We start from the raw sequence: 14,483 nt of genomic DNA, 5'->3' as shown, positions 1-14,483 counted from the left end.
GTTACTGTAAGTAGGCTTTCTTAGCGCAGGATTTACTGAGAAAGCATTTTAAAATTCTAATCACCTGTATATGAAAATAATTTTATTTTTCTTTTTCGTCCTGTCGTCTTTGTACCCAGCGCAAAGTTTTGATTATCAAAGAACCTACGGCACCTACTACGGTCCTGCAGTCACGGAGCTTGGCGGCCCCGATCATATGGGCTATGTATTTTTTAATCCTTCACTCCCCAATACTATTTATATAAATGGTACAGTTTATTTTGGTCAAACGACTTTAACGGATACTCAGTATAATCAATACATAGTCAACAGCACCAATTATGTAGACAGCAGTACGTCCTACAATACCCTGCATGGAGTTTTCAACAGTACCGGCAACGCACTGCTTAGCGAATATGTATCTCCCAATGACAGCAGTGACGGTTATCAGTGGGCGTTTGACGGAAGCGGTAATGGAATTTATACTAAAAAATACAATGCTGCAGATGTCGCAGGCAGCAATGTGTGGTTTACTTCTAACCCCAATAGTGCCTCTTCTACAGAAACAAAAATGCTGTATAAAAAAGGCAGTAACGGAACTTTACTTTGGAAATCCTTCCTCCCGGACAATGTAGAACGTATTGTGCAGGACGACAGCGGAAATATTTATGTACAGGGGTCAACACAGCTTCAGAATATGGGTACGTCAGGTACTTTTCAGCCTAATTATACTGTAGATATAGATCCTACGACCAATCTACCGTATCACAATGTATTTATTGCAAAACTGTCTTCTGCCGGCCAGTTGCAATGGACTACTTACTTTCACAGCAGACAGAGTGTTGTTGACATTGCTTATTACAACAATCATCTGTACATTATGTCTGACGGTTCGAATTCGCAAATGGCAACTCCCGGTACATGGCAGCCAACACCTACAAATTTTGCGCTCACCAAAATGGATACCGCAGCAGGAAACAGGGTATGGGGAACGTATATTGGCGACCCGTCATCCACAGGGGGAGATGTTCCCACAATTTTGAAAGTAAATGCTACCGGTATTTATTTTTTGGGCATTCAGTTTCTTTTTACAGGTGCTACCGGTTATTTTGCTACTCCGGGAGCTTTTAAAGCGACACCTACAGGAGATACCGATTATTTTTTGGTAAAAATGGATGAAACAGGAAACAGAGTATGGGGAACATATTTTGGAAGTAATGGTTATGACCATGCTTTGGCTCATGGACAGTTGGCACTGACAGAAAATAGCATTTTTATTACCGGAGCCAGCTACGGACAAACCAATAATATAGCAACCCCGGGAGCCTATCAGGAGACCAACCCGGTAAGCACCTCAAACGGAACTGCATTATATTTTGCTAAGTTCGACACCTCGGGAAATCAGCAATGGTGCTCCTACTATGGAGGAAGTAATAGTCCCGCAAATTTAAGTGTTCCGGTGATTTCCGTTTATCCCCGGGGCAATGGGCAGTTTTACTTGGTAGGTGCTACTAATGCTTCTACAGGTATTTCAACAGCCGGAACTTACCAACCACAATTGCCTCTGCAAACCACAAATTTTTATACAGGTTTTATTGCAAGATTTGACGATAGAAGCGAATTGGGAACCAATGAGGTAACCGATAGTAAAGATTTACAGTTATTTGATAATCCCAATAATGGTAATTTTTCTTTGCAGGGAGATCTTTTGGAAAAAGAAAATTGTAAAATGCAGATTTTCGATGCTTCAGGAAGAATGGTTTATCAGCAAAACATTTCAAAACAAAAGAAAATTAATTTTGAGTTAACAGGTTTTTTAATTTCAGCAAGCTATATTTTAAAAGTATCTGATTCCAAAAACGAAATTTTAAAGTCTTTTACAATGATTGTACGTTAAGCCTTTAGAAACATCCTCAAAGGACTTTTTGAGGATATAAATAGGATATAAAAGTGTTTATACATTGTAATAAAGCGTACATTCAAGGTGATGAAATGAGAGATCTTAGATGAACGTTTTGCTATGAATGCCGAAACGTTGGCCCTAAAAATAGATGAAAATCGAGGTTACACGCGTATCACTGTATTGGGGGAAAATGGTATGGATTTTCGACCTTAAGCTCTTTAATAGGTAGTGTCAATAGGTATATTTTTTTATTTACTGTTATGGGAGTTTATTTATAAACTTTCACCCTAGTTACATCTCCTCAAATTGACAATTCACCATTCACTGATTGACCCATTCACAACTCACGCCTCCTGCCTACCGCCTCCTGCCTAAAGCCTATTGCTTACAGCCTACAGCCTACAGCCTACAGCCTACAGCCTACAGCCTGATAAAAAAAGAGCCCACGCCGCTGCATATACCTTTCGGTATTCAGTGAGTGTTTCAAGACCTCACCCTGCGGGTGTACAGGCACCCTCGTTATTTTTTCAGCTATCCAATGATCAATTCGATACCTGCCTTTTCTTCTTTGTATTTTATTTTGGTCTGCAATTCATAATAGCTCCAGTTGCGAAGTACAAACTCCTGTTCTTTGGCAATCCCTATTTTGTCTTCCTGATCTTTAAGAATCAGCGTGCCCGCCTGCTGCCGGATGCAGAAATCGATCAGCTGTCGGCTGTACACATGAAGCCGGTGGCTGACGTAGCGGCTTTCCAGATCTTCTGTTTTTTGCAGTGCCTTCTGTTTGCGTTTGGTTCCGTGTCCTGAACGGGAATAGGGGACTCCAACTCGAATCCTTTTATTGCTGGCTTGTATCGCCAACCTGCGGTATAGGAATTCCTCTTTCGAGCCAATATTCATTCGCACATTATTGGCTTTTACCACAATTGGATGTTCTAATGACAATGATGCTTCAGCAATGATTTCAGGTTTTAAACCGTGGTTTTCCTTTTCAAATTCAAAGACCGCCAGCCAAAAGATTTTTCCGTCTTTCAGTTGAACGTTTGAGTTGCGTAGTTTGATCTCTTCTCTTAGAAGGCGTTCCAGTACCAAATGCTTATCAGAGAAATCTCTCCCTAAGTAGGTTTTAACAGGGATCGCAAACATATTGAAGGTAAATGCTTTCTTGTCTGGATCATACTTCATTTTACTGATGCACTAGACCGGAAGCGGAATGGGAATGTCTTTTTTAAAGTTTCTTAAAGATTGCGTTCCCTGCCAATACTAAGCTTTGTTTTTGGAAAAGGTGGATTGAATTGTATTGTTCAGGCATCCCAGAATGTCGTTGGGGATTTCTCCCTTGAAACGGTCAAATATCAGGCGTGCCGTGGTGTTTGTTTTCGAACGGTCGAAGATTCCCATTTCATCTTTTTTTTCATCAGCCAGTTTGTATTGAATTTTGTCAGTGAGGTAAAAGAAATCCTTGATCATTTCCTGTACGTACAGATGGGAAACAATCAAATTAGCCGCCCGGAAACAGCGGTTTTGATACCGGTAGAGCTTTTCCCACAACTGGTTTTTATCATCAGATGGAATATCGATCACAAGCTGAATTTTTCGGGTCAGGGTTATCGTAGATTTTTCCATATCAAAGGGGTATTTCATATCGGTTTTGATTTTGAAGATGCTGCCAGGCGTACAGAAATTTTCGATGGACTTCTTTTTCAGGCAGTTTGAGTTCTTGTGCAATTATCGCAAACGAAGATTTATGCTCAAACCGTCTTTTGATGATCTCGAGCTGCTGACTGCTGAGTTTTTCTGACTGCTCTTCTTTATTGAAATTTTTTTCTTGTGGCGGCTCAAAAGAAGTGAGTTTAAGGATTTTACGAAGCTCATCTATGGCTTTGCTTATCTCCATGCTAATGCCCGTCACACTACTTCCCATAGCTTCTGCAATGGATTTATACTGAAAGCCATATTCAAGGCAGAGTTCTATTAGGTGTTTTCTTTTGGGATTCAATACGGCTAACACCTTTTTGATTTCATCGAATTTGTTCTGATCGGATTCTAGCTGTGTAAATACTCTTTATCTTTCAAAGGATCGTAACCTGCAAGATATTCCTGATAATTCTCAAAACTATCGAGAGAAGCCATCAGGCGGGTGAATTTATTTCTGGGAGCACTGACATATGCTATACAATCCCTTTTCATAACAAAACGTAAAAAGCCGGTAATATGATCAGGCGTTTCAATGGTGTCTCGGTGTGTCCACAATTTGAGAAAGGTATCTTGAACAATAGTGTCTACTACAAAATCATCCTTCAACACCTGCCATCCAAGCCAGAAGAGAAGTCTTTTATAACGTAGATGAAGATGATTTAGAGCGACAGGATTGCCTTCTTTCAGTAGCTCAAACAACTGAAAATCGGTTAACTTTCGGGGTAGAGTGTTTATTCTTTTCATAAGCAGTCTGTATTAGCAAAATTATTGCTGGAAGGAACTGCTTATATTTAAAGAAGAATTCTACATATTAATCGTATCCTATTTATTTAGTCTTGCGCAAAATAAACGGCGTGGAACTCAACTTACAGCATTAGAGGCACTGGTATACCCGTGTACGATAAGTGAGCCCACGCCGCGGTCGTGGGCAAAGATACTTATCTTCTCGTACACATAAAAATTACCAGTTTTCTAATGCGAGATTCTAAGCAATTGCTTCAATTTTTTAATTGGAATAATTGCATTTTGTTATTTACAAATATAAAAAAATTCTTTATTGTAATCCAAGTGGATTACAATAAAGTTGTAGGTTTTTGCAAAATTGCAAGATGGCCGCACTTACTGAGGAAGATATAATATTAAAAAATAAAATTGCTGATAGGATTAAGTTTCTTAGAGCTGGTACTGGTTTGTCGCAATCTGAGTTTGCAAAAAAGTTCGAAATCGATAGACAAATATTAAATCGTTGGGAAAGTAAAAATAATAAAAGAGGGTTAACTATTTATACAATAGCAAAATTTTCTAATCTCGTTGGAATATCGCTGAGGGATTTTTTTGACTTTGATACATAACACAATAGATAACTTATAAATTAATAAAATACCGACGAGAGTTGGTATTTTTTGTTTTAGAAAAGGTGCTGTATAACTATCTAAAATTAGGTAAAAACACTGAGTTTTTATATTTCCATTTTCTTTATTTTTATTTTTTATAAAAAATAAAGAAATAGCTAAATGTTCATTCTTTTAAAAGAAGCATTTGATTACTGCAAAAAATACAAATTGTAATATAAATTCAGTTTTTTTGCAATTTACGGTATCACGCAATTTGTTAATAATTGGAATAATTATCTTTGATCAATTCATAAAATTAAAAAAACAAAAAAACTATGCAAATCACGAGAATTAAAATTGAAAACTTTCGCTCCATAAAAGCATCCGAATTTATAACAACTGATTTTAACATTTTTGTAGGTCAAAATAATTGTGGTAAAACTAATTTTTTCGAGGCTGTTGAATTTTTTTTTAATGGAGTTGGTCGGGGAACAAACGTAAATGATTTAAAGTTTAAGAGGGTTGCTACAAATGAAATATTGGTGGAGATAGAATTTTCTGGTGCTGTTAACGGTGCAAATAATATGCAGCATGTTGCAAATAAAACTAAAATAGAAACAGCATTAGATGGCTCAGATAAAGTAGTTTTTCAAAGAACTAGCACCAATCCTACAAAAAGAACAATGTTTGTTAACGGAATTATGGTTACACCTGGGACGGGTTTTGATGCTGCACTAAATGATTTTTTACCAAAATTCGAATATATAAGCACAAAACAATATTATGATGCTGTTGCAAAATATTCGAAAACTACACCAATTGGAATAATGTTGTCTGGTGTTTTAAATACAATTTTACAATCTAACCAACAATATCGTCAGTTTCAAGAAAAATTTATAGAATTGTTTGAACATGATGATTCAGAAATAAAAGCAGAATTTGAAACAATTGGCGAAAAGGTGAAACTTCACCTCGAGAAACAGTTCCCAGATACTACAAAAGTAAAGTTTGAAGTTTCTGCTCCCATATTTGACGATTTACTTAAAAGCTTTTCTACATCAATTGACGATGGTGTTGAAACATCAGCAGAAGAGAAGGGTGATGGAATGCAACGTGCACTAATGCTTGCAATAATACAAGCGTATGCAGATTTTAGGAAGGAGAATGATGATTTAGGTAAATCATTTCTTTTCTTTATTGATGAGGCAGAGCTCCATCTACATCCAACAGCACAACGAAATTTAAAAAATGTACTTCATCTTCTTTCACAAGATACTGATCAAGTATTTATAAATACACATTCATCTGTTTTCGTTGCTGATAATTGCGAAAACCAATCAATTCTTAAGGTAGAGAAAACGAGTGGAGAAACTGAAATAATAATTAGTTCTGACTTAGATAAACCTTACGTAATTTTTGAACTTCTAGGCGGAAGCCCTTCTGATCTTTTACTTCCAAAAAATTTCCTAATTGTTGAAGGACAAAGTGAGTTCGAATTATTAACAAGAGTTATAAAACGTTTCTATTCCGATAGACCAGCAATACAGATTGTAAAAGCGAATGGAGATATAGATCAAGCAGAAAGAAGTATAAACGCAATTGAAAAAGTTTACTCTCCTCTTAATACAAGTATTTATCAGAATAAGTTGATTATGATGTTAGATCAGCCAAGCGCACAGACCAGCGGTGGAGTTCAAGCATTCAGACAGACTTATAGACATTTAGATGAAAATTCTCAAATTTTCATCTTGCATCTAAGAGATATTGAACAATGTTATTCTGACCAAGTTTGTGCAACATATACAAATTGGCGAAAAACCCAGGCTGATTTAGATGAGACAAATCTTCGCGGAGAAAAAATTATTACCGGAAGAAAAAAGAGACAGCTAGCAAAACATGTTGGTGAAAACATTACTCAGGAACAATTTGAAAATGATTTAAATGTTTGCTATAGTGCTCTTAATCGATGTTGGTCATTAGCTTTCTAAAATGTTTTAGCTATTGAATTATTTAATGCAAAGACTTAAATCGCTTAAATGTTCTAGTTAAACATTACCTATTTTAAAATAATCTTTTAAGACGTTAATAATACTAGCAAGGTTGAAGATTGTATGTTGGTGATACTAATAGGCGACAATCGAAGTTTTTCTATAATATTTTTTAAGTTTTAAATCAGATTGAGTGATTGGAAAACGCTCCATAAATTATTAACTATTTGAGAATTGTCAGAGATAAAGACTATAAAATAATGAACGATTACAATTTTTTAAATTTATCATCATTTGAATTTGAAAATTTCACCAGAGATATTTTACAAGAGAAGCTTGACGTTTTTTTTGAAAGCTTTACAAGTGGACAAGATGGTGGTATCGATTTAAGAGCAGCATCTAATACCGATGATAACATAATTGTCCAAGCAAAAAGATACTCCAAATATAGTGACCTAATATCAACATTAAAGACAGAATTAATAAATGTAAAAAAGATTAAACCAGATAGATATATAATAGCGACAAGCGTCGGTCTTACTCCTCCCAATAAAAATGAAATAATGAAAATGTTTCATCCTTACATTATATCTACAGAAGATATACTTGGCAAGACTGACTTAAATAATTTATTAGCGTTATATCCAAAAGTTGAAGAACGGTATTATAAACTGTGGCTTTCGAGCACAAATATTTTGCAAAAGCTTATTCATAGCACTGTTTACAATCAATCGAAATTTGAACTAGAAGAAATTAAAGAAACCTTAAAAATTTATGTTCAAAACAATAGCTTTAAAGAAGCTTTAGATATATTACAATTGAATAATTATGTTATAATTTCCGGACTACCTGGAATAGGAAAGACTACATTATCCCGTATGTTAGTTTATCGTCTTTTGGCAAAGGAATATGACGAGTTCATTTATGTTTCCGATAGTATAAATGATGCCTATTCTTATTATGAAGATGGTAAAAAGCAAATTTTCTTTTTTGACGATTTTCTTGGAAGAAATTTTTTAGAAACTGGATTGTCCATGAATGAGGATAGTAAGCTTATAAAATTTATCGCAAAGATTAAACAAGCAAAAAATAAAATTTTTATTCTCGCAACGAGAGAATACATATTAAATCAAGCCAAAAATTCATTTGAGTCTCTAAATAACCCAGCACTTGAACTTGTCAAATGCACATTAGATTTATCTACTTACACAAAAATTATCAAAGCAGAAATTTTATATAATCATCTTTTTTTTGGCAAAGTACCGAAATCTCATTTAAAAAATCTAATTAAAAACAAAAGGTATTTAAAACTGATAGAACATAAAAGTTATAATCCGCGAATAATTGAAACATTTGTTCAAAATCAATTTTGGGAAAATTGTGAGCCAGAAGACTTTTCTAAAACTATTCTTTCATTTTTTGACAATCCAACAAGTGTCTGGCTTCATGCTTTTGAAAACACAATTTCGAAAGGATCTCAAATTACTTTATTAATTTTATCAACGATTGGCACACCTGTCCTTTTAGAAGATCTAAAAATAGCAATTAATTCGTTTGTAACTTCAAATATTAAAAAGTACCCTCTGACAATAGATTCAATAGAGTTCAAAAAAATTATTAAAGAGTTAGAAAGCACTTTTATAAGTACCAAAATGGATTATTATAAAAAAATTGCTGTTGAATTCCAGAATCCCTCTATACAGGATTTCTTAATTAATTATATTAGAGGTAATGGGGAACTAGTAAGCGATTTGATAAATTCATTTTGTTATGTTAGTCAGTTTTTTAGAATTTTTACATTTGATACATCTGACAATGAATTTAATCGTAGAATTCAGTTAGATAAAAAATTGCTGGAAGAGTATATTAATAAAATAATCTCAGATTTCCACCTATTCAAGTCATCATATATTTACAGAGCAAACTTTCAAAATAGCAATAATTTTGCATGGTTTAGAAATGAAGACTTTAAATATTCTTTCTTGATACAAATATTAGAAGAGTTAGAAAAATCTTCCAATAAGAAATTATATGATTTTGTGATTGGAGAGTTTTTACAAACTATTCAACCACAATTTAAAGGATACTCTGAAAGAAAAGCTTATATAAAATTACTAAATAAAATCAACGTCGAAGACATTAATATTTCAAAGGTTGATTTAGTTAACAGTTTTGCGAGTCAAGTCAAGACAATAGACTCATTGAAAGATTTTTTTAAGTTAAAAAAAATATTTTCAATAGAATATGAAGATTTTGAAGCAAATGCAAAATTTGAAAAGATGATTATAGATGTAGTGAAGTATGAAATTACTACCACAGAAGTAAACCAATACGAAAATCTTATTGATGAGCTTAAAGAATTAAAAGATGATTTTGGATTTAATCTTGACAATGACATTGACCAGTTGTCAGAAAAACATGCTGAATTTTTGGACGAAATTGATGAACAAATGGAAAAAGAGGACGATTTTTCACGCGAGGATGTAGAATATGAAGAAGAAATGTTTAAAGAGGAGGAGTATATTGCGAACTTATTTGGGGGATTAGCGGATGAATGAAGACTGTGATAATGGCAAAGGTTTCCGTTAGATTTCATACATATATATATTAAACTCCTAGTGTGGAAGATTTGATGTATACTTACATAAGAGATATATTGGAGCAAATTAATTTTTAAGATGAAATTTCTTACTAACGATTATTAAGCTAAGACATGAACCAAGGAAAAAAAATAGGCTACAGTTCCCCACTAAGATTTTATTGGGATGAGCTTTATAAAAATCAAAAAAAACTTACTCCGGAATTTTCTGATGATATTATTTTCTCATTATTGAGACACAATATTTTGCACTCTCCTCTTTTGCCAGATGAAAGCCTTGAAAAAAGAGACTTATTAATTACTGGCTTAGAATTATGGGCACAAGATTCTAAAAGAGATTTACTGCATATTTTCTTCATCGAAAAATATCTACAGGATTTTCTTGAGAACACCAAGCTATCGGATCTAGATGGGATAAGAAAGTATCTTTATGATAATGGAGACCAGAAACAAATTACGTACACTAAAACAAAAGGAAACGCAAATTGCGTTTATTATTCTTTTGGATTACATATTCCTAATGAAAAACACGGTTATGCTTTTGCCTTGACCCTATTCGAAAATAATACTTTAGAATTATATTTTTCGCATGGCAAAAATAATGGTGTTTTGTCAGACAAGTTTTACACTGACTTAAATAAAAGACAGGATATACAATCTATCACGCTGTCTAAAATGTTCAGACTTGCTATCAACACGATTGCATATATGAAATGTTTTCCTGAATGTGTAAAAGAAGGTGTTCCCAAAATTTCATTTCCAAGGGGTGAAGATAGATCAGATAATAATGTAGTTTTTAAAATGTCTCAAGCTATTTTTGAGGAAAGTAAACCTCAAATTTCAAAAATTCCACATTTTAGAAAAGGGTATTTTAGATTATTGCAGTCTGACTATTTTACACACAAAAAAGGACAATTGATCTACATTACAGAAACTATGGTCAAAGGAAAAGCTCAAACTGTTTCAAAGTCTGAAAATATGGAAAAATTCAAATAGTTGTCGATCTTAAAAGCCCATAAGTTGGAGTTGCTAACTTTGTTATGACACAATTCTTATACTCTTTATCTTTAAGAGTATGAAAAAGATCAGAAAAAATTACAGTTTAGAGTTCAAGATCCAAGCAGTATCTTTAAGTGAGCAGCGAGGCAATGTATCCTCGGTAGCTGAAGAATTGGGGATCTGTAAAGAAAGTCTCGTTAATTGGCGAAAACTTCACAAAGAAGGCAAACTTAGTAAGGAAAAACAAATATCCTCTGATCCGATAAGGGAAGAGTTATTGAGACTACGCAAGGAATTGGAAGAAACAAAGCTTGAACGTGACATCTTAAAAAAGGCGGTAGGCATCTTCTCCAAGAGAGACGGGTAAGATATAAATTTATCAAAGAACACGCTGGAGTGTTTCCTGTCGGGAAGATGTGCGAAGTACTAAAGGTAAGCAGGAGCAGTTTTTATCATTGGAAGAAAAGAAAGCCGAGTAGTCGGTCAGAAAGAAGAGCCATTTTATCAGCAGAAATCTTCAGTATTTATCATTTGAGCCGTGGGAGATATGGAAGCCCTCGTATTGCCCGAGAACTAGAAGCAAAGGGAATGAGAGCCTCACGTCCTTTAGTGGCTAGATTAATGAGAGAACGCAACCTGAGAAGTATTGTAAAGAAAAAATTTAAGAAAACTACCAACTCATCCCATCGATACCCTGTTTCTAAAAATTATTTGAATCAAAACTTTCAGGTTAAAAGCAGTAAAGAGGTTTGGGCGTCTGATATTACATATATCCGCACAGGTGAGGGTTGGTTGTATCTTACTACAGTCATTGATTTGTTTGACAGAAAGGTTATCGGCTGGTCATTAAGTGAGACGATGAAGGCTCAGGACACTAGTATTGCTGCCTTGAAAATGGCAAGACTCCATCGGCCTTTACAGGATCATGATAGCTTGATTTTCCATTCAGATAGAGGGATACAATATGCGTGTACAGAATTTACATCAATAGTCGGAAAAAACATTACTCGAAGTATGAGTGGAAAAGGAAATTGTTATGATAATGCTGTAGCTGAGAGCTTTTTCAAAACTCTGAAAACCGAACTTGTCTATCAAAATAAATATGAAACTAGAGATCATGCTAAAAACTCTGTGTTTGAATATATAGAAACATTTTACAACACTCACAGAAGGCATTCAGCTTTAGGAAATTTAACCATAAAAGAGTATCAAAATTTAATGTCTAATCAATCTAAAAATGTAGCATAAAGAGTATATAAATTTTGTCTCAAAAATAGTTGCAAGTTCAGATTTTTGTTTATAATAAATTTTGGTCGTATATTTGTTATGTATTTATAAAGTAACTATTTAAATACGAAGAGTTTTGTCGTTAATTTGAATTATATTTGTTTAATTAATATATTATTATTGGCTAGTTCATTATAGTTATGAATATAAAAAAGGATTATATTTGACGAACTAAAAACCAATAATGAATTTAAACACAGATCTTTATCAACTAGAAGATGTAGAGGAAGAAACATTAAAATATATTTTCATAAGTCAGGGAAAAGAAGTTATTGTTAAAGCAATTGAATATCAGTACGTTCAACCTTTGCGTAGTTATCAGATATATAATTTAGCTTTTGGAAATTATGATATAGAAAAAGATGAAATTATAGATAATGTTGTTTCAAATAATGATGATGGACGTAAAGTATTCAATACTGTATTAAGTAGTATTCCACGTTTTTTTGGAAATTACTCTGATAGAATATTAATGGTTAGAGGAAGTGATGGAACTAAAGAATTTCTACAAATTTGTCAAGAAGCATGTGATAAATGTGGAGAAGGTAATTGTAGAAAATTTAATCAAAGATTGAGAATTTACACCAATTACATTGATGCAAATTATGATGATTTGATAAAGCAATATAAATTTTATGGTGGTATTGAAGATGAAAATAACAACATAAATTTAGTTGATTATAATAGCACTAAAAAACATTTATATAATATTGTTTATGTTATCAAAAATAAATAAAATGAGAACAAATAAAAAAAGGGAACAAACGGTATTAATTACAGAATCTACATTATTATCATTAATTTCTAGTAAACTAAAAGGTCGTGTTTTATTCCCTAAAAAACTTAGGGAAGCAAAAGAGATTTCCAAAAGGTTAAATGTTAATACTGACATTATTTAAATAGATATTATAACACATAAATAAAGAGGACTAATTAATTTTAGCCCTCTTTTCTTTTAAAGAACTAGTGTAAAGAAATATATAATTACCTAAAATTAATTTAAACTTTAATTCTATATAAATTAAGTCTCAGAAAACGATGAAAAATATAAATATCCCTATTTTATTCTTTGTTTCTATTTTCCTACAAATTATTTCTTGTTATTTATTTTTAGGTGAATCTTTAAATTTAAGTTACTTATTAATTGCTGGACTGTGTACGATCACAGCAACTTGCCTTGCATACTCTCTAGTTTACTATTTTAGTCTTCATTCAGGGGAATCAAAAAATAATTCTGAAATAAGATTAGCATTTACAATAATTTTTCTGTTAGTCATTTCAATATTTGTAATATTTTTAATGGTTCTACTTAAAGTCGAGCGCAGTTACACGACGGTACTAAATCCTATCATACTTACAATATATGGGCTGCAAATTGTAAAAAAAGAAATTAGTAACATAAAATCAAGAAACAATGGATGAAAAATTTATTAATCAAATATCAATAAAGATAGAATCTAAAACTGGTCTCTGAGTAGTAATTCTAAATTTTGATTTTGCAGAAATAAAAAGCTTCCATTTTTACTGTTGAGTAAAATTTACATTCTTATAAAACGATACATAAACTAATTATACCTAATTGTAAATCGACAAACAAACTATGAGCATATTGAAGAGACAAGGAGAGAAAGTAATTCCAGACTTTATTGAAGATGATTTTATTTCCGCTTTTGAAACTGGATTAAATAGAACTTTCTATTATCAAGACAAGTATATTGAAATAAGTAGAATTTCACAATCTGAAGAATACGAATTAGGTTATGACGGGGTATTAACTACTATCGTTCCTTTTTACATTCAATTTAAGCGGTCTGACTTTTATACACCAAATTTTTCAGGAAAGTTGCTTACGGACAGAGCGCATATCAGTTTGCCAGTTGACAAAGGTTTTTTCGCCTTTGACTTATTAAAGAAAAAGGACAATTTTGGACAGCACAATGCTATGTTCAGACTTTCGCAGGTAGCAAAGGCTGTATACGTAGCACCGCTATTTTTTAAAAAAGCTGATTTAACTAAAATGAAAAATTATGCTTATGAATATATACCAGTATATTATAACGACATAGATATTTTTGATAGTCATTTGAGAAGACATCACAATTTCCGTAATGTTTTACTTTTTAAAAATGCTATTACAATACCTCCACACGCTGAAGTTACGGACGATGAGACTAGTCATCATTATTCTTATTGTAGACAATCCAAAGTTGGTTTTCATAGCGAGGCATTGAATTTAGATGATTCTAAATCCGAAACAGTTTACTATTTTATACAAAATATTTTCAAACAAGAAAAGCGTTATAATGAAATAAATTCTCAAGTTGAAAGTATTTTTAATTTACTACCTGGTTTTTTTGAACTTGAAATTCATTCAAAAGAATTTGATAATATATTGGAAGCTTCAATAAATAGGGTATCAATTATCGACAATGACACAAATATTAAGTTACTGAAAGACAAATTAGGTCTACTAGACAAACTATTAGTTATTGAGGATATATTATTTCATTATTTTGGAATAAAACAGTTTATAAAGTTTGAACATTAATAATAACTGATAAAAAATGTATAGTTGGCGATTAGCAAAAAAAACGTAAATCCTATATAAGTGAATCTCAAAAAACGATCAAAATAAATTTCTTATAAGTAATATAAATGGATTTACTGAAAGTTTTGTAAATCAGATTGACACGATG

Annotated in this window: 13 protein-coding genes; 9 read left to right on the top strand and 4 right to left on the bottom strand. The window is 32.7% G+C overall.

The window, feature by feature from the left end; translation table 11 throughout:
- Window positions 1-70 precede the first annotated feature (70 nt).
- On the top strand, window positions 71-1,876 hold the full coding sequence (locus ASG01_RS15420; protein WP_055865760.1) for a T9SS type A sorting domain-containing protein: 1,806 nt from the start codon (window positions 71-73) through the stop codon (window positions 1,874-1,876).
- Between the two features lie 537 nt (window positions 1,877-2,413).
- Here the strand turns inward: ASG01_RS15420 and ASG01_RS16345 are convergent.
- The 4 genes from ASG01_RS16345 to ASG01_RS15405 all read right to left on the bottom strand — a co-directional run bounded on the left by ASG01_RS16345 (window position 2,414) and on the right by ASG01_RS15405 (window position 4,324).
- Window positions 2,414-3,067, bottom strand: coding sequence for a hypothetical protein (locus ASG01_RS16345; RefSeq protein ID WP_317038776.1), 654 nt, complete (start codon window positions 3,065-3,067; stop codon window positions 2,414-2,416).
- Between the two features lie 78 nt (window positions 3,068-3,145).
- Window positions 3,146-3,526 carry a hypothetical protein gene (locus tag ASG01_RS16340; RefSeq protein WP_317038775.1) on the bottom strand — a complete coding sequence of 127 codons (381 nt, stop codon included), beginning with the start codon at window positions 3,524-3,526 and terminating at the stop codon, window positions 3,146-3,148.
- Window positions 3,510-3,881 (bottom strand): hypothetical protein, encoded by a 372-nt coding sequence (locus tag ASG01_RS15410; protein ID WP_157844213.1) that lies wholly within the window; start codon window positions 3,879-3,881, stop codon window positions 3,510-3,512. The genes ASG01_RS16340 and ASG01_RS15410 overlap by 17 nt, the downstream gene beginning before the upstream one ends.
- Window positions 3,882-3,928: 47 nt before the next feature.
- Complete coding sequence (locus ASG01_RS15405) at window positions 3,929-4,324, bottom strand: RNA polymerase sigma factor (RefSeq protein WP_055865755.1); 396 nt, start codon at window positions 4,322-4,324, stop codon at window positions 3,929-3,931.
- A 365-nt stretch (window positions 4,325-4,689) separates the two neighbouring features.
- Here ASG01_RS15405 and ASG01_RS15400 point away from each other — a divergent pair, with 365 nt between their 5' ends.
- The 8 genes from ASG01_RS15400 (at window position 4,690) to ASG01_RS15360 (ending at window position 14,335) form a co-directional block, all read left to right on the top strand.
- Window positions 4,690-4,932: a helix-turn-helix transcriptional regulator gene (locus ASG01_RS15400; RefSeq protein WP_055865752.1), complete on the top strand. Its 243-nt coding sequence runs from the start codon at window positions 4,690-4,692 to the stop codon at window positions 4,930-4,932.
- A gap of 317 nt (window positions 4,933-5,249) precedes the next feature.
- A complete protein-coding gene (locus ASG01_RS15395) occupies window positions 5,250-6,902 on the top strand; it encodes an ATP-dependent nuclease (RefSeq protein WP_055865749.1) in 1,653 nt (550 codons plus the stop codon).
- Between the two features lie 260 nt (window positions 6,903-7,162).
- A complete protein-coding gene (locus tag ASG01_RS15390) occupies window positions 7,163-9,460 on the top strand; it encodes a restriction endonuclease (RefSeq protein ID WP_055865748.1) in 2,298 nt (765 codons plus the stop codon).
- 155 nt (window positions 9,461-9,615) lie between these two features.
- Window positions 9,616-10,497, top strand: a complete 882-nt coding sequence (locus ASG01_RS15385; protein ID WP_055865745.1) for a hypothetical protein — start codon at window positions 9,616-9,618, stop codon at window positions 10,495-10,497.
- Window positions 10,498-10,576: 79 nt separating this feature from the next.
- Window positions 10,577-11,748, top strand: a protein-coding gene (locus tag ASG01_RS15375; protein ID WP_117613476.1) for an IS3 family transposase whose coding sequence is annotated in 2 segments (ribosomal slippage) — window positions 10,577-10,823 and window positions 10,823-11,748 — 1,173 coding nt in all. Because the reading frame shifts where the segments join, the coding sequence is not laid out codon by codon here.
- 223 nt (window positions 11,749-11,971) lie between these two features.
- Complete coding sequence (locus tag ASG01_RS15370) at window positions 11,972-12,523, top strand: DUF6934 family protein (protein WP_055865739.1); 552 nt, start codon at window positions 11,972-11,974, stop codon at window positions 12,521-12,523.
- A 1-nt stretch (window position 12,524) separates the two neighbouring features.
- A complete protein-coding gene (locus ASG01_RS16065; RefSeq protein ID WP_157844212.1) occupies window positions 12,525-12,686 on the top strand; it encodes a hypothetical protein in 162 nt (53 codons plus the stop codon).
- A 710-nt stretch (window positions 12,687-13,396) separates the two neighbouring features.
- Window positions 13,397-14,335: a hypothetical protein gene (locus ASG01_RS15360; RefSeq protein ID WP_157844211.1), complete on the top strand. Its 939-nt coding sequence runs from the start codon at window positions 13,397-13,399 to the stop codon at window positions 14,333-14,335.
- Window positions 14,336-14,483: the final 148 nt, after the last annotated feature.

The sequence above is a fragment of the Chryseobacterium sp. Leaf180 genome (genome assembly GCF_001424585.1).
Classification (GTDB): Bacteria; Bacteroidota; Bacteroidia; order Flavobacteriales; family Weeksellaceae; genus Chryseobacterium.
This window is presented reverse-complemented; position numbering and strand designations above follow the sequence as displayed.